Below are 16,088 nucleotides of genomic sequence, written 5' to 3'. Positions count from 1 at the left end.
CAGGAATATAGCATGCAGAATAATAAGCTGATGGTGACGGAATTACGTAAACGTTATGGCCAACATGAAGTGCTTAAAGGTATTTCATTGCAGGCTAAAGCGGGGGACGTTATTTCAATTATCGGATCGTCTGGATCAGGTAAAAGCACCTTGCTACGTTGTATTAATTTTTTGGAAAAGCCGTATGAAGGTTCTATCCATGTGGGCGGTCAGGAAATTCACATGGTGCGGGACAAAGATGGTCAATTGAAAGTGTTTGATAAAAAACAGCTTCAGTTGTTGCGTACCCGGCTGACGATGGTGTTCCAGCACTTTAATCTGTGGAGCTTTATGACAGCTCGGGAGAACGTTATTGAAGCGCCGGTACAGGTGTTAGGGCTGAGTAAAGCTGAAGCCCGTGAGCGGGCGATATTTTATCTTGATAAAGTCGGTATAACCGGTGCGGCACAAGACAAATATCCGGCGGATCTCTCCGGTGGCCAACAGCAACGTGTATCAATTGCCCGAGCGTTAGCAATGGAACCGGAAGTATTGCTATTTGATGAGCCGACTTCCGCACTGGATCCTGAACTGGTAGGTGAAGTTCTGCGTATCATGCAACAACTGGCCGAGGAGGGAAAAACCATGGTGGTAGTTACTCATGAAATGGGATTTGCACGCCATGTTTCCAGCCACGTTATTTTCCTGCATCAGGGGGTTATTGAAGAACAAGGGCCACCAGAGCAAGTCTTTGGTAACCCACAGAGTCCACGTTTGCAACAGTTTCTATCTGGTGCACTGAAATAGCCTGAATATCCATTCAGGCTCAGACGGCTGACCGCGCTTTTCTTCCTCTATAAATATACTCCCGAGAAATCGGGAATATATTTATAATCAATGTATTAAATTACAAATAGCTCACGCGATTTTGTGGGCATGACAAGATTAAGATGTTTTTGTCATCAACCATAACCTAAACATTTGTTCAGGCCGGTATAGTGTTAAGCATCATGTCAGGTTGGTGCCGGTGTCAGCCCGCGTTTTTAATCAGATCATTCAACGCTTCTTCCAATTCAAAGAACCGGAAACCGAATCCTGCTTGTTCCAGACGATAGGGAATAGCGCGTTGTCCACCTAGCGCCAACGTTGCTGCTTCTCCCATTATGAGCTTCAACGCCCAACCAGGCATGCGCAAAAAGCCAGGGCGATCCAGCACATTTGCCAGCATGGCGGAGAATTTCTCATTACGGACTGGATAGGGGGAAACCATGTTGAATGGGCCACTCAGGATTGGATTATCCAGCAGGTAAAGAATGCCATTGACCATATCGTCGATATGTATCCATGGCAGATACTGTTTACCTGTGCCTATTGGCCCCCCCAAACCCAGACGAAATAACGGCAGCATCTTGGCCAGCGCCCCGCCTTCGGTGGAAAGCACTACGCCAGTACGTAGCAGACATACTCGTGTTTTATCGCTTTCAGCAGCCTGTGCCAGTGTTTCCCAATGAGAGCATAGTCGATAGGTAAACTCATCATGAGGTGTCTCGTCTTCTGTTACCAGCGCTTGTCCTTGGTCGCCGTAATATCCGACTGCGGAACCTGAAATAAACACTGCTGGTGGTATATCGCTGTTTTTGATCAGTTGCGCCAGTTGCTCGGTTATTTCCCAACGGCTGTGACATAACCGATCTTTCTGGATAGTTGTCCAGCGTTTATCAGCAATAGGCTCACCTGCCAGATTGATAACGCCGTTAAAACCATCAAGGGACGTTTGATTCCGCAACGTAGGCCAGTAATCCACTTGATTACCCAACAGACGACGGGCATGTTCAGGATTGCGAGTCAATACGGTAATGCTGTGGGAAAGTGACAGTAATCGCTGAATCAAATGACGACCGATAAGGCCGGTGCCACCGGTGATTAATAGCTGCATATATGGCCTCACTTAGTGCTTATCCCAATAGACTACGGTTGCCATGCTTGTGGTAGACAGTGCTGCGGTTCTTGGATACTGAGTGTATACATTGATTCTAAAATACACATCTGAATCATCTTCCGCGTGGCATACCAGAGAGCCAGCTATATCTTGTGATAGCTCATGGTCATAGAGACGGAATCGGCATAACGCAGAGCAAACAGTTTATCGACCTCGACTTCTGCATAAATCACCCATTCGTGCTCGCAGATAATATTAAGTATATCCTGCGTTAGTTTCTCCAGCAGTGAGAAACGGTTTCCCTCTACATGATGAATCACTTTTTTTGTGATGGTGCGATAATTCAAGGCATCGGTGATATTTTCGCTGTTTCGCGCCTTATCCGCCGGGTAATGGATCACAATGTTGATGACGATGTCCTGTTTATTATTGATTTCCTCTTCCTTGATACCAATAAAAGTGCGTAATCGCAGATTTTTTATACGAATAACAGCATTAGCATAATGTTGCGGCATGGTGGCTCCGATAGTATTACTGGCATGATCTTTTATTTACCATACCAGAATTTATCGTGGGTCAATGTACTGGAATAGTGGGAATTAATTACTGTTCTGCGAGCTTATAAGCACGTTGAGTGGCAGAGCGATCCCGGATGCGTTCGAACCAGTCTTTTATTGCCTGAAATTCTGACAAGGCAATATTCTGCCGTTCATGAGAAACGACCCAGGGATAAGTTGCCATATCAGCAATACTGTAGTTCTCACCGGCCAACCATGGCGTCTTCCGTAATTGCTTATTCAGTACGGTATAGAGACGATATGTTTCCTTTTGATAGCGCTCAATCGCATAAGGCACAGGCTGCGGCGCATAGTGGTTGAAATGATGATTTTGTCCCAGCATCGGCCCGAATCCGGCGACCTGCCAGAATAGCCATTGTAGAGTAGCAGTACGTTCCCGCAAGTTTGTGCTCAGGAACTTGCCCGTTTTTTCTGCCAGATAAAGCAAAATGGCACCTGACTCAAGCAGGTTTATTGGCTGTCCGTGATCTATGGGATCCAGATCAACGATCGCTGGAATTTTGTTATTAGGTGCGATGGACAGAAAATCCGGTTTGAATTGATCGCCAGCGCTGATATCGATGGGATAAAGCTAATAGGGAATCTGAGCCTCTTCCAGAAACAGTGTGACTTTATGGCCGTTTGGGGTAGGAGCGTAATACAGATTAATCATGAATGGTGCCTTCGTGTCATTTGATTCATCAAGACATAAGCATGACTGTAGTACAGAATCGTGTTTCATAGAAAACCGAATTAACTACTACCTTGATTCCAACAGCAATGACTATTGTTGCATCAATGGGAGGTGTTATTTTTTGATCGAATGCAGGCGCGCATTTATGGAGCAAAAAGTGCTGTGTTCTGGTGCGTTTGATTCAGAATGGCGCAGCATGACCGTGGTCGGATGAAGCAGATGATGGTTAACGTATAGCGGTGTTTCGATTTCACACTAATTTGGCAACTGGTACAACCTTTGCACTTCCCTGAACAATGATTGTTTCCAAGGGGAAAAGAGAATGCAACAGCATCCATTAGCGACAGGGTTGAAACGCACATTAGGTAGCTTCCATCTCTGGGGGATTGCCGTCGGGCTGGTGATATCTGGGGAGTATTTTGGCTGGAGTTATGGTTGGTCACAGGCAGGAACATTAGGTTTTCTGATTACAGCACTGGCTATTGCTGCTATGTACTGCGCATTTATTTTCAGCTTTACCGAGTTAACCACGTCTATTCCTCATGCCGGAGGGCCTTTTGCTTATGCTTATCGGGCCTTCGGTCCTACCGGCGGATTCCTCGCCGGGTTCGCAACCTTGATTGAGTTTGTTTTCGCGCCACCAGCGATTGCCATGGCCATCGGTGCTTATCTGAATGTGCAGTTTCCAGCGTTGGAGGCCAAATGGGTAGCCGTCAGTGCTTATCTTGTTTTTATGGGGTTGAATATTCTGGGGATCGGTATTGCGGCCACATTTGAACTGATAGTGACACTATTGGCGATTTTTGAGCTGTTGGTATTTATGGGGGTGGTCGCCCCTGGATTTGAATGGAGTCATTTTACTCATGGTGGATGGGCTGGAATGGATACCTTCAGCCCGGTGGCCGTTTCGGGTATTTTTGCTGCCATTCCCTTTGCTATCTGGTTTTTCCTGGCGATAGAGGGAGCGGCGATGGCGGCGGAGGAAGCGCACGATCCACAACGTACCATTCCACGTGCGTTTATTGGTGGTATTTTAACGCTGACGCTGCTGGCCATCGGGGTAATGTTGTTTGCCGGTGGTGTTGGCGACTGGAAACAGCTGTCTAACATCAATGACCCATTGCCGCAGGCGATGAAGTTGATGGTAGGAAACAGTAGCGGTTGGCTGCATATGCTGGTCTGGCTGGGGCTATTCGGGCTGATAGCGTCATTCCACGGTATTATTATGGGATATTCCCGTCAGATCTTTGCCTTAGCCCGAGCGGGTTATCTACCTAAAATGCTGGCTAATGTCCATCCGCGTTTTCGTACGCCGAACCGGGCCATTATTGCCGGTGGTATAGTGGGTATTGCTGCCATTTTTTCCGATTCTCTGGTGACGATTGGCGGGCAGCCGTTGACAGCCAACATTGTGACCATGTCAGTATTTGGCGCTATTGTGATGTACATTATTTCCATGGCATCGCTGTTCAAGCTGCGTCGCAGTGAGCCAAATCTGATCCGTCCATTCCATGCACCGTTGTTCCCATTCGTACCCGCCTTCGCACTGGTGATGGCCAGTATCTGCCTGATCGCGCTGGTTTATTATAATGTCTTACTGGCATTGATGTTTACCGCTATGATGCTGCTTGGCTATGGCTGGTTCCGATTAACCACGCAGGCTCGTGCGATGGCAGTGTTTGATCCGCATTTGACTGTGTCGAAGTGAGTGTCAGGAGACATATGTATCAGACGACGTTAGGACATCGCCGTTATATCTTCAGGGATTTGCGGGAATTAATGGCCAAGGCCTCGCCTTTTCGTTCCGGTGATGCATTGGCTGGTATTGCTACACAAAGTGCGGAAGAGCGCATGGCCGCACGCATTGCACTGGCGGATGTTCCTCTGTGCGCATTTTTACAGCAGGTATTGATTCCTTATGAGGAAGACGACGTTACCCGGTTGATCATTGACAGCCACGATAGTGTGGCGTTCGCACTGATCTCTCACTTGACAGTAGGCGAATTTCGCAACTGGTTGCTTAGTGAACAAACTGACAGTGCGATGCTTGCTAAAGCAGCCCCAGGCATCACGCCAGAAATGGCGGCAGCGGTCAGTAAAATCATGCGTAATCAGGATTTAATTCTGGTAGCCAAGAAATGTCGAGTGGTTACCTGTTTTCGTAATACCATCGGCTTGCCGGGACATCTCAGTGTACGGCTACAACCGAATCACCCTACGGATGATCTGAAAGGTATCGCTGCCAGTATGTTGGATGGGCTGCTATATGGCTGTGGTGATGCTGTCGTGGGGATCAATCCCGCCAGTGATAGTTTGCCGCTGTTGGAGAAGCTCAACTACATGCTGGATGATGTGATCAGCCATTTCGGTATTCCCACCCAGTCTTGTGTATTGACCCATGTTACCAACACACTACGGTTGATTGAACGTGGGGTTCCGGTGGATCTGGTGTTTCAGTCGATAGCCGGAACGCAAGCAACCAATGCCAGTTTTGGCTTTAATCTGGCAATGTTGGAAGAGGCACATCAAGCGGCATTGAGCCTGAATCGTGGCACGCTGGGCAACAACGTGATGTATTTTGAAACGGGTCAGGGGAGTTGCCTGTCTGCCAATGCGCATCATGGTGTTGATCAGCAAACCTGTGAGGCCCGGGCATATGCAGTGGCTCGCCACTTTTCACCGCTGCTGGTGAATACCGTGGTAGGGTTTATTGGCCCTGAATACCTTTATGATGGTAAACAGATTATCCGCGCCGGTCTGGAGGATCATTTCTGTGGCAAATTGCTGGGTGTGCCATTGGGCTGCGATGTTTGTTATACCAACCATGCCGAAGCCGATCAGGATGATATGGACACCTTGCTGACTCTGCTGGCGACGGCTGGTCTTACTTTCCTTATCGGCGTACCCGGTGCGGACGATATCATGCTCAATTATCAGAGCACGTCTTTTCATGATGCCCTTTATATCCGTGAATTACTGGGACTGAAACATGCCCCGGAATTTGGCGACTGGCTGACACAAATGCAGATTATTGATGCGCAAGGCCGATTGCAAGATGCGAGTCACCGACATCCATTATTGCAGCATCGACCCTATCTTGAGGGGGAGGAATGAAACCGGTAGTTCATCCCAATCCATGGCAGGAATTACGAGAATACACCGCCGCGCGTATCGCCTTGGGACGTACCGGTGCCAGTATGCCAACCGATGAACTACTGAAATTCGGTCTGGCTCATGCGCGAGCGAGAGATGCAGTACATCAGCCTTTTGACAGTGAAATGCTAGCAAATTCACTGCACGAGGAAGGATTGAAAACATTGACGGTACACAGCGCGGCAGAGAGTCGTGAACAGTATTTGTGTCGCCCAGATCTTGGGCGCCGTTTGTCGTCGGATAGTCGTGAGCTATTACTCGCGGTTGCCGATCAACCGGCCGATCTGTTACTGGTGGTGGGTGATGGTCTGTCTTCCAAGGCGGTTCATCGTCAGGCATTGCCGCTGATTCAGGCTGTGTTGCCCTATGTTGCACAACTGGAATTGACGTTGGCGCCGATTGTATTGGCACATCAGGCCAGGGTGGCGTTAGGTGATGATATTGGTGAATGTTTGCAGGCGAGGATGGTAGCAATACTGATTGGAGAACGGCCCGGTCTGTCATCGCCGGACAGTTTGAGTATTTATATGACCTGGGATCCAAATACCTGCCGTCTGGAATCGGAGCGCAATTGCATTTCCAATATCCGTCCAGAGGGGTTGAATTACCCTCAGGCGGCCTACAAACTGGCCTGGTTGCTGGAACACGCTTTTCAACGTCGCTTATCCGGCGTACAACTGAAAGATGAAAGTGATAACCCGGTAATGCAGGGAATTATTCGACCATTGACGTCTTTGCCGACAGCAAATGACGCATGAGGATTTTGCAATCACGACGGACAAATGTTTTGGTAAACTTCTCTTGGTCTGATCTTTTTCCAAGACACTTCGGGAATTAACCATGAAACTGATGTTTGCATCTGATCTGCACGGCTCGCTTACGGCGACGGAAACAGTATTGACGCATTTTGAACGCAGTGGTGCGCAATGGCTGGTTTTACTTGGCGATTTTCTTAATCATGGCCCGCGTAATCCGCTACCAGAAAACTACCTGCCAGCAGAGGTGGCAGTCAAACTGAATGAGTATGCTCCCCGGATTATTGCGGTGCGAGGAAACTGTGATAGCGAAGTGGATCAGATGTTGCTGCAATTTCCGATGATGACACCCTGGCAACAGGTATTGCTGCCGCAATGTCGGTTATTTCTCACCCACGGACATCTTTACCACCCCGATCATCGGCCTCCATTACAGGCCGATGATGTTCTGGTCTATGGGCATACACATATCCCAGTGGCTGAACGGCGTGATGATATTTACTGCTTTAATCCGGGTTCAGTCAGCCTGCCGAAAGGGGGATATCCCGCCAGTTACGGACTGTTGATGCAGAATAGATTGCAGGTTGTGTCACTGGCTGGGGGAGAAGTTATTGCGCAGGTAATCATTACACACTAATTTAGTTCTACTCTCATGCTACATCTATTATTCAAACAAATGGACGCGATAACGCGTCGCTACTAAAAGGTTTCAGAGGATGGCGGAACAAACTCAGATGGCAGGTACCGAGTGGGTGGATATCGTTGATGAAAACAATGAAGTAATCGCTCAGTCAAGCCGTCAGCAGATGCGTGCGCAGTGCCTGAGGCATCGCGCTACCTATATCGTTGTACATGACGGCATGGGGAAAGTCCTGATCCAACGTCGAACCGAAATCAAGGATTTTTACCCCGGCTGGCTGGATGCAACGGCTGGGGGGGTCGTACAAAGTGGTGAAAACATGTTGGAATCAGCTCGTCGAGAAGCAGAGGAAGAGCTAGGTATTGCTGGAGTCCCCTTTGCCGAGCACGGCTTGTTCTACTATGAAAGCGACGACTGCCGTGTATGGGGGGCGTTGTTCAGCTGCGTAACTCATGGTCCATTTGCGCTGCAAGAAGAGGAAATTGACGAAGTAAGTTGGCTGACACCAGAAGAGATAACGTCGCGCTGCGATGAATTTACGCCGGATTCACTCAAGGCATTATCACTGTGGCTAACTCGTAATAACGCCAACGAGTATGGAAAAATTCTGCCGCGGCCGGCACGTACACTGGTTGATGACCTTCCTGGGCCTGAAGATCGCAGTGCGCTGGAAGAGGAAAAATAGTACCACTTAATATTTTTTCTAGATGGGATAGAAGAGGAACCGGCCTTGTCTTATCCCGTCAGGTGGAACACCAATAAAAAACGCCAGCTTTCGCTGGCGTTTTGGCAGATCAAACTGACTAATTGATTAGATCTGAGTCGCCTGAATAGCAGTCAGCGCCACGGTGTACACGATATCGTCTACTAATGCACCACGGGACAGATCGTTAACCGGCTTGCGCATACCCTGTAGCATCGGCCCAATGGAGATCAGGTCTGCTGAACGTTGTACCGCTTTGTAAGTTGTGTTACCGGTGTTCAGGTCAGGGAAGATGAACACAGTAGCTTTACCGGCAACCGGTGAGTTTGGTGCTTTGGATTTTGCAACATCAGCCATAATGGCGGCGTCGTATTGCAGAGGGCCATCAATAATCAAATCCGGACGTCTTTGCTGGGCGATATGGGTGGCTTCGCGTACTTTTTCCACGTCGCTACCCGCACCTGAATCACCAGTGGAATAGGAAATCATCGCAACACGAGGTTCTATACCAAATGCAGTAGCAGAATCAGCCGACTGAATGGCAATCTCAGCCAATTGTTCCGCTGTCGGATCCGGATTGATGGCACAGTCACCATACACCAGAACTTGTTCCGGCAGTAGCATGAAGAATACAGAGGAAACCAGTGAACTGTTTGGTGCGGTTTTGATTAACTGTAATGGCGGACGGATGGTATTGGCTGTGGTGTGAACCGCACCGGAAACCAGACCGTCAACTTCATTCTGTTCCAGCATCAGAGTACCGAGTACCACGTTGTCTTCCAGTTGTTCACGGGCAACGACTTCAGTCATGCCTTTGTTCTTGCGCAGCTCAACCAGACGGGCTACATAGCGCTCACGAACGGCGACAGGATCGACGATCTCAATACCTTTACCCAGTTTCACACCTTGAGCGGCGGCAACACGCTGGATTTCATCTGGATTACCCAACAATATACAGTGTGCGATACCTCGTTCGGCACAGATAGAGGCGGCCTTAACGGTACGGGGCTCAGTACCTTCAGGAAGCACGATACGTTTGCCAGCTTTACGCGCCTGTTCCGTCAATTGGTAACGGAAAGCCGGAGGAGACAAACGACGTGAACGTTCAGAAGCGGCAGACAGAGAGTCTATCCATTGGCTATCAATGTGACGGGCAACGTATTCCTGGACTTTTTCTACACGTTCATGGTCGTCGATCGGCAGTTCCAGGTTGAAGCTTTGCAGACTCAAAGAGGTCTGCCAGGTGTTGGTGTTAACCATAAATACCGGCAGGCCGGTCTGGAAGGCACGTTCACACAGCTTGCTGATGCTCGGATCCATTTCGTAGCCGCCAGTCAGCAACAGTGCTCCGATTTCGATACCGTTCATCGCTGCCAGACAGGCCGACACCAGTACATCGGGACGGTCCGCTGAAGTTACCAGCAATGAGCCGGGACGGAAATGTTCCAGCATATGAGAAATACTGCGGGCGCAAAAGGTGACGGACTTAACGCGGCGAGTCTGAATATCGCCTTCGTTGATGATCTTGGCATTCAGATGATTCGCCATATCGATCGCACGAGTAGCGATCAGATCGAAACTCCAGGGAATGCAACCCAATACTGGTAGCGGGCTGTTGGCAAACAGCAGTTTGGGATCAATGTTGGCAACGCTGGCCTTGGTTGAATCATCAAAAATTTCAGACAGGTCAGGACGGGTGCGACCTTGTTCATCCACCGGCGCATTTAGTTTATTAATGATGACACCAGTGATGTTTTTATTCTTACTACCACCAAAACTAGAGCGTGCCAGTTCGATGCGTTCTTTCAATTGGGTCGGTGAATCGTTGCCCAGCGCCAGAACGAACACGATTTCTGCATTCAGGGTTTTGGCGATTTCATAGTTTAGCGCATTGGCAAACTGATGTTTGCGGGTAGGCACCAGACCTTCAACCAGCACAACTTCAGCGTCTTTCGTATTGTCGTGATAGCGGGCAATAATCTCTTCCATCAATGCGTCCTGCTGATTAGTGCTCAGCAGTGATTCGACGTGGCTTATCTGTAGCGGTTCAGCGGCATTGATGGCGGAAGTTGCACGAATAATAGCGGTGGTCTGGTCCGGTGCATTGTCACCGGCACGGGGTTGGGCGATCGGCTTGAATACGCTCAGGCGAACACCTTTCTGTTCCATTGAGCGGATGACACCCAGGCTGACACTGGTCAGACCCACACTGGTGCCAGTAGGAATCAACATAATTGTACGGGACACGACTTAACCTCTTTACGGTTGCTCGTTGTTCAAAAACAACTCCGTCAGCCTGAGCTGACGGAGTTGGGATACTTTATTTATGCGGTCAGACGGAGAGCATCTTGAGCGATAACCAGCTCTTCATTGGTAGGGATTACCAGAGCTGGTCGGCTGCTGTCTTTGGCAATATTGCCACTGTTACCAAAGCGGGCGGCAAGATTACGTTCGTGGTCGATTTCAAAGCCCAAAATACCCAGTTTGTTCAGTGTCAATTCACGGACCATGGCCGCGTTTTCACCAATACCACCGGTGAAGACAACTGCATCAAGCCGGCCTTCCATCAGCGCACTGTATGCCCCGATGTATTTAGCCAGACGATGGCAGTAAACGTTCATGGCGCGTTTGGCATTCTCTTTGGTGGTGTAGTTGTCTTCTACATAACGGCAGTCGCTAGTGACTTCTGTCAGACCCAGCAGACCTGATTCTTTGGTCAGCATTTTATTGATATCAGCAACGCTCATGCCCAGAGAGTCATACAGATGGAAAACCACGGCCGGATCGATATCACCGCTGCGGGTACCCATAACCAGACCTTCCAATGGAGTCAAACCCATGGAGGTATCTACACACTTGCCGTTGAGGATGGCGGAAACTGAACCACCGTTACCCAGATGGCAGGTAATGACGTTCAATTCATCAACAGGTTTGTTAAGTACTTTAGCCGCTTCCTGCGTCACATAGAAATGGCTGGTGCCGTGAGCGCCATAACGACGAATATGATGTTCTGTATATAATTTGTACGGCAGGGCATACAGATAAGCTTCTTCCGGCATGGTCTGATGGAATGCAGTGTCAAAAACAACAACATTCTTGTCAACCAGTTTCGGGAAGGATTTCAACGCTTCGTCGATACCAATCAGATGCGCCGGATTATGAAGGGGTGCAAATGGGATGGCATCTTTGATACCCTGCAAAACGTCAGCATTGATAATAGCAGAATGAGTGAATTTCTCACCGCCATGCACGATACGGTGACCAATCGCAACCAGTTGAGCAGAAAGCTCCGGTTTCTGGACGAGAATGGTGTTAACGATGAAGCTCAGTGCTTCACTATGAGCAGCTCCTGCACCCAGCGCTGCTTCCTGTTTACCACCATCCATTTTCCATTTGATTCGTGCTTCAGGAAGATGGAAACATTCGGCTAGGCCAGACAGGTACTCGTCCCCGTTAACTGCATCAATGATGGCGAACTTCAGGGATGAACTACCACAGTTAAGAACCAGTACTAACTTACTCGACATGGAAGTACCTACTTGTTATACATGGTTAAAAAATGTCATATAGCACTCAGCATAGCGTACAAGGCGGTTGACATTTATGATTAACATCATGGCTTGGTAGAATTTACCAGTCATGACATGAAAAGTGCCGTTGCTTAGGTATCTTCTGACGCACGGAACGCCGATGAATGGCTGGCATCAACACTCTAAAACTTTCGATTGTTGAATGAGAACCGACTACTGCATATTTAGTATGGAGTAAAGAACGTGCCTTTACTCGGCGTATAGTCATACTACGTTAGTATATCAGGGCCAATTAAGGCCGAATTAGAATACCGATAGCGAACATCAAACACAAAATATATTTTAAGGTTGTCAATTGAAGTTGGTTATTTATACAAAAATTTTATTTTTTATATGTGAAGTTGAGGTTTGACAATGACGACAAAACCCACCGGTAAAATTGGCTGGTTACAGTTATTCCAGCGAGGCCAGCATTACATGAAAACCTGGCCGGCAGATAAGCGCCTAGGCCCTCTGTTCCCGGAAAATCGTGTCGTTCGCGTCACTCGTCATGGTATTCGTTTTATGCCACCACTGGCAGTATTTACGCTGACATGGCAAATCGCTCTTGGTGGTCAGATAGGACCATCTGTTGCCACAGCGCTATTTGCTTTGAGTCTACCCCTACAAGGACTATGGTGGTTGGGACGCCGTTCTATTACACCACTCCCACCTTCTTTATTGCATTGGTTTCATGAAATTCGTAGTAAATTATTGGAATCAGGCATATCGCTGGCTCCGCTAGAGGATAAACCTACCTATCAAATGCTGGCCGATGTGCTGAAAAGAGCCTTTAAACAGTTGGATAAAACGTTTTTTGACGACCTTTGATCTGGACCGGGTTTTTGCTCTGGATATTGGAATATTTTTCCATCCAATTCTGCTTTAAATCAATAAACCGGATGCTATTGCTACCGTGGCAACATCCAGTATACGATTCTGCCGTCAATGTAATTTAGGCCGGAATGTGATTCAGGAGAGCACCATGGAAATGACAAATGCCCAGAGATTAATCCTTTCAAATCAATATAAAATGATGACAATGTTGGATCCGGATAACGCTGAGCGGTATCGCCGATTACAAACGATCATTGAACGTGGTTATGGTTTGCAGATGCGGGAATTGGATCGTGAATTTGGCGATCTAAGTGAAGAGGTTTGCCGCACGATTATTAATATTATGGAAATGCACCATGCTTTGCAGGTGTCCTGGGCGAACCTGAAAGAAAAATCGGATCTGGATGAGCGTCGTCTGACCTTCCTCGGTTTTGATGCAGCTACAGAAGCTCGTTATCTGGGGTTCGTGCGTTTTATGGTACATGTGGAAGGGCGCTACCCGCATTTCGACTCAGGAACGCATGGATTTAACTCGCAGACCAAAATGTGGGATAAATACAACCGCATGCTGGCAGTGTGGCAATCCTGTCCTCGTCAATATCATTTGAGCGCAGTGGAAATCGCTCAGATTATCAATGCCTGAACATTAAAGGGGATTTCTGTGGAGTGTAAAGGTTTTCTGTTTGATCTGGATGGTACGTTGGTTGATTCATTACCCGCAGTGGAACGCGCCTGGAGTAATTGGGCAAGGGATCATGACATAGAACCACAAGAAGTTCTTGATTTTATCCACGGTAAACAGGCAATTACATCATTGCGTCATTTTCTTGCCGGGAAAAGTGAGGCGGAAATTCAGTATGAGTTTGTCGCGCTGGAAAAAGTGGAGGCGGCGGATACCAACGGAGTGACAGCGATGCCGGGCGCCATGGCATTGCTGGAACGACTGGATGCACTGAATATCCCCTGGGCGATTGTCACTTCAGGCACGATACCGATTGCCCATGCCCGTCACCGTGCGGCAGGATTACCACAGCCAGCGGTTTTTATTACTGCCGAGCAGGTGGCAAAGGGTAAACCAAACCCTGATGCCTATCTGCTAGGTGCGGAGAAACTGGGATTCCTACCTGCTGACTGTGTAGTGGTAGAAGATGCGCCAGCTGGTGTACTGTCTGGTCTGTCTGCCGGATGTCAAGTGGTTGCTGTCAACACCCCGGCCGATACACCTAAGCTGGAACAGGTCAGTCTGATATTACATTCTCTATCATCACTGCGTGTTGAGCCCACAGCCGATGGTGTGAGTGTCATCACATTTCCCTGAGTACAACAAAGTGTAATGAAATATGATCAAAACCCTGCTTTGACAGGGTTTTTTTATGCCATGCTGAACCTATTCCATAAAAATTGTCCGCATCAAGGTGGAGTATGCTGAATAGCGAACTTCTCTGGGTTTTATCCCTTTTGTTTATCACCATTGTGCTTTTTGCCACCAACAAACTACGTATGGATGTAGTGGCGTTATTGGTGATTATTACTTTTGTGCTGAGTGGCACGTTAACGTTGCAGGATGCATTAGTTGGTTTCAGCGATCCGAACGTGATTCTCATTGCTGCCTTGTTTGTCGTCGGTGAAGGACTGGTCCGTACCGGGATAGCCTACCAGGTCGGAGATTGGCTGATGCATGTTGCTGGCCACAGTGAAATACGCATGCTGGTTTTACTGATGTTTACCGTTACCTGCCTGGGCGCGGTAATGAGCTCCACAGGCGTCGTGGCGATTTTTATCCCCGTAGTTTTAAACGTTTCGACGCGGATGAAAATCGCACCAGCACGGTTGATGATGCCGCTGAGTTTTGCCGGTCTGATCAGCGGTATGATGACGTTGGTGGCAACACCGCCGAACATGGTCGTCAGCAGTGAACTGATGCGTAATGGTATGGAAGGATTTCGTTTTTTCAGTGTTACGCCAATTGGTGTTGTCGTGTTGCTGATGGGGATTGTTTACATGTCCGTTGCCCGGTATTGGTTGGGTAATACTGAAAGTGATACCCATAAAAAAATATGGAAAAGAAAGACCTTCCGGGATTTGATCCGTGATTACAAACTGACGGGCAGAGCCCGACGCTTAGCGATTAGGCCCGGTTCATCGTTTATTGGTCAGCGTCTGGATGACCTACAATTACGCCAGCGTTATGGGGCGAATGTGGTAGGAATCGAACGTTGGTGGAAATTCAGACGAGTAATGGTCAGTGTGGCTGGCAACACGGAACTGAACCTTAATGATGTTTTACTGATTGATATGTCGGCTTCTGACATAGATTTACGGGAATTTTGTATCTCTCAGCGCCTCGAACCGATGGTGTTGCGTGGGGAATATTTCTCTGCACAGGCGCGTGATGTCGGGATGGCCGAAGTATCACTTCTTCCTGATTCAGAACTGGTGGGTAAAACCTTGCATGAAGTGGCATTCCGCAGCCGCTATGGTTTGACTGTAGTCGGGATCCGTCGTAATGGGGAGGTCATGGAAGGCGTGCTGGCAGATGAACCCTTAAAATTGGGGGATATCCTGCTAGTGATCGGTGACTGGAAAAACATCCGTCAATTACATCAGCAAAAGTACGATTTTATCGTGCTTAATCTTCCTGCCGAGGTCGATGACGTGGCCCCAGCGGCCAGCCAGGCACCGCACGCGTTATTCTGTCTGGCATTGATGATTGCCATGATGCTGACTGATGAAATCCCGAATGCAGTGGCAGCATTAATTGCCTGTTTATTGATGGGACAGTTTCGCTGTATTGACATGGAAAGTGCTTACCGAGCGGTGCACTGGCCGAGCTTGATTCTTATCGTCGGCATGATGCCATTCGCGCTGGCATTACAGCAAACCGGTGGCGTAGCGTTGATTGTTCAGGGATTGATGGATGTCGCGGGGGATTCAGGGCCGCAAGTGATGCTGGCATGTCTATTTTTTCTGTGCTCCGTGACGGGATTGTTTATTTCCAATACCGCAACGGCCGTATTAATGGCTCCGATAGCGATAGCCGCTGCTGGGCAAATGCATGTTTCTCCTTATCCCTTTGCCATGATTATTGCGATTGCGGCCTCAGCGGCTTTCATGACACCGGTATCATCGCCAGTGAACACGCTGGTATTGGCGCCTGGCGGTTATCGATTCGGGGATTTTGTGCGCATCGGCGTTCCTTTTACGCTGTTAGTGATGATTGTCAGCGTGATAATAGTGCCCTGGATCTATCCTTTTTAGCTGA

Annotated in this window: 14 protein-coding genes and 1 pseudogene; 10 read left to right on the top strand and 5 right to left on the bottom strand. The window is 48.4% G+C overall.

The features are described from left to right. The first annotated feature begins 12 nt into the window (after window positions 1–12). Complete coding sequence (gene hisP / locus PCO85_15100) at window positions 13–786, top strand: histidine ABC transporter ATP-binding protein HisP (protein WJV52550.1); 774 nt, start codon at window positions 13–15, stop codon at window positions 784–786. A 223-nt stretch (window positions 787–1,009) separates the two neighbouring features. Here the strand turns inward: hisP and PCO85_15095 are convergent, their stop codons facing one another. The 3 genes and pseudogenes from PCO85_15095 to PCO85_15085 all read right to left on the bottom strand — a co-directional run bounded on the left by PCO85_15095 (window position 1,010) and on the right by PCO85_15085 (window position 3,148). Further along, the gene (locus PCO85_15095; GenBank protein WJV52549.1) at window positions 1,010–1,915 is read right to left on the bottom strand and encodes a TIGR01777 family oxidoreductase; all 906 of its coding nucleotides are present in this window, start codon (window positions 1,913–1,915) and stop codon (window positions 1,010–1,012) included. A 146-nt stretch (window positions 1,916–2,061) separates the two neighbouring features. Then, window positions 2,062–2,433, bottom strand: a complete 372-nt coding sequence (gene folX, locus PCO85_15090) for a dihydroneopterin triphosphate 2'-epimerase (protein ID WJV52548.1) — start codon at window positions 2,431–2,433, stop codon at window positions 2,062–2,064. A gap of 88 nt (window positions 2,434–2,521) precedes the next feature. Further along, a pseudogene (locus PCO85_15085) lies at window positions 2,522–3,148 on the bottom strand (glutathione binding-like protein). A 343-nt stretch (window positions 3,149–3,491) separates the two neighbouring features. On the opposite strand from PCO85_15085, the gene eat reads away from it, so the two are divergent. From eat to yfcD, 5 genes are all read left to right on the top strand, one after another. Continuing rightward, a complete protein-coding gene (eat, locus tag PCO85_15080) occupies window positions 3,492–4,877 on the top strand; it encodes an ethanolamine permease (GenBank protein WJV52547.1) in 1,386 nt (461 codons plus the stop codon). A 14-nt stretch (window positions 4,878–4,891) separates the two neighbouring features. After that, entirely contained in the window at window positions 4,892–6,283 is a 1,392-nt protein-coding gene (locus tag PCO85_15075; protein WJV52546.1) for an ethanolamine ammonia-lyase subunit EutB, read from the top strand. After that, on the top strand, window positions 6,280–7,080 hold the full coding sequence (gene eutC / locus PCO85_15070) for an ethanolamine ammonia-lyase subunit EutC (GenBank protein WJV52545.1): 801 nt from the start codon (window positions 6,280–6,282) through the stop codon (window positions 7,078–7,080). The genes PCO85_15075 and eutC overlap by 4 nt, the downstream gene beginning before the upstream one ends. An 82-nt stretch (window positions 7,081–7,162) precedes the next feature. Next, entirely contained in the window at window positions 7,163–7,714 is a 552-nt protein-coding gene (yfcE, locus tag PCO85_15065) for a phosphodiesterase (GenBank protein ID WJV52544.1), read from the top strand. Between the two features lie 79 nt (window positions 7,715–7,793). After that, window positions 7,794–8,402 carry an NUDIX hydrolase YfcD gene (gene yfcD / locus PCO85_15060; GenBank protein WJV52543.1) on the top strand — a complete coding sequence of 203 codons (609 nt, stop codon included), beginning with the start codon at window positions 7,794–7,796 and terminating at the stop codon, window positions 8,400–8,402. Between the two features lie 126 nt (window positions 8,403–8,528). On the opposite strand, the gene pta is transcribed toward yfcD, so the two are convergent. Together pta and ackA are read right to left on the bottom strand one after the other, a co-directional pair. Continuing rightward, a complete protein-coding gene (gene pta, locus PCO85_15055; protein ID WJV52542.1) occupies window positions 8,529–10,667 on the bottom strand; it encodes a phosphate acetyltransferase in 2,139 nt (712 codons plus the stop codon). A 77-nt stretch (window positions 10,668–10,744) separates the two neighbouring features. After that, window positions 10,745–11,947: an acetate kinase gene (gene ackA, locus PCO85_15050; GenBank protein WJV52541.1), complete on the bottom strand. Its 1,203-nt coding sequence runs from the start codon at window positions 11,945–11,947 to the stop codon at window positions 10,745–10,747. A gap of 417 nt (window positions 11,948–12,364) precedes the next feature. Here ackA and yfbV point away from each other — a divergent pair, with 417 nt between their 5' ends. The 4 genes from yfbV (at window position 12,365) to PCO85_15030 (ending at window position 16,084) form a co-directional block, all read left to right on the top strand. Further along, window positions 12,365–12,820 (top strand): terminus macrodomain insulation protein YfbV, encoded by a 456-nt coding sequence (gene yfbV / locus PCO85_15045; GenBank protein WJV52540.1) that lies wholly within the window; start codon window positions 12,365–12,367, stop codon window positions 12,818–12,820. Between the two features lie 154 nt (window positions 12,821–12,974). Then, complete coding sequence (locus PCO85_15040) at window positions 12,975–13,469, top strand: YfbU family protein (GenBank protein WJV52539.1); 495 nt, start codon at window positions 12,975–12,977, stop codon at window positions 13,467–13,469. Window positions 13,470–13,487: 18 nt separating this feature from the next. Further along, window positions 13,488–14,144 (top strand): sugar phosphatase, encoded by a 657-nt coding sequence (locus tag PCO85_15035; GenBank protein WJV52538.1) that lies wholly within the window; start codon window positions 13,488–13,490, stop codon window positions 14,142–14,144. A 104-nt stretch (window positions 14,145–14,248) separates the two neighbouring features. After that, a complete protein-coding gene (locus PCO85_15030) occupies window positions 14,249–16,084 on the top strand; it encodes an SLC13 family permease (GenBank protein ID WJV52537.1) in 1,836 nt (611 codons plus the stop codon). Window positions 16,085–16,088 lie beyond the last annotated feature (4 nt).

The organism is Prodigiosinella aquatilis (assembly GCA_030388725.1).
Taxonomy (GTDB): Bacteria; Pseudomonadota; Gammaproteobacteria; order Enterobacterales; family Enterobacteriaceae; genus Prodigiosinella; species Prodigiosinella aquatilis.
This window is presented reverse-complemented; position numbering and strand designations above follow the sequence as displayed.

What these genes read in the sequence shown, in the direction of transcription:
- PCO85_15075 (WJV52546.1), top strand. Translation starts at nt 4,892, where the DNA reads ATGTATCAGACGACGTTAGGACATCGCCGTTATATCTTCAGGGATTTG.
- PCO85_15040 (WJV52539.1), top strand. Translation starts at nt 12,975, where the DNA reads ATGGAAATGACAAATGCCCAGAGATTAATCCTTTCAAATCAATATAAA.
- folX (WJV52548.1), bottom strand. Translation starts at nt 2,433, where the DNA reads ATGCCGCAACATTATGCTAATGCTGTTATTCGTATAAAAAATCTGCGA.
- eutC (WJV52545.1), top strand. Translation starts at nt 6,280, where the DNA reads ATGAAACCGGTAGTTCATCCCAATCCATGGCAGGAATTACGAGAATAC.
- yfcE (WJV52544.1), top strand. Translation starts at nt 7,163, where the DNA reads ATGAAACTGATGTTTGCATCTGATCTGCACGGCTCGCTTACGGCGACG.
- hisP (WJV52550.1), top strand. Translation starts at nt 13, where the DNA reads ATGCAGAATAATAAGCTGATGGTGACGGAATTACGTAAACGTTATGGC.
- PCO85_15030 (WJV52537.1), top strand. Translation starts at nt 14,249, where the DNA reads ATGCTGAATAGCGAACTTCTCTGGGTTTTATCCCTTTTGTTTATCACC.
- ackA (WJV52541.1), bottom strand. Translation starts at nt 11,947, where the DNA reads ATGTCGAGTAAGTTAGTACTGGTTCTTAACTGTGGTAGTTCATCCCTG.
- eat (WJV52547.1), top strand. Translation starts at nt 3,492, where the DNA reads ATGCAACAGCATCCATTAGCGACAGGGTTGAAACGCACATTAGGTAGC.
- PCO85_15095 (WJV52549.1), bottom strand. Translation starts at nt 1,915, where the DNA reads ATGCAGCTATTAATCACCGGTGGCACCGGCCTTATCGGTCGTCATTTG.
- yfbV (WJV52540.1), top strand. Translation starts at nt 12,365, where the DNA reads ATGACGACAAAACCCACCGGTAAAATTGGCTGGTTACAGTTATTCCAG.
- yfcD (WJV52543.1), top strand. Translation starts at nt 7,794, where the DNA reads ATGGCGGAACAAACTCAGATGGCAGGTACCGAGTGGGTGGATATCGTT.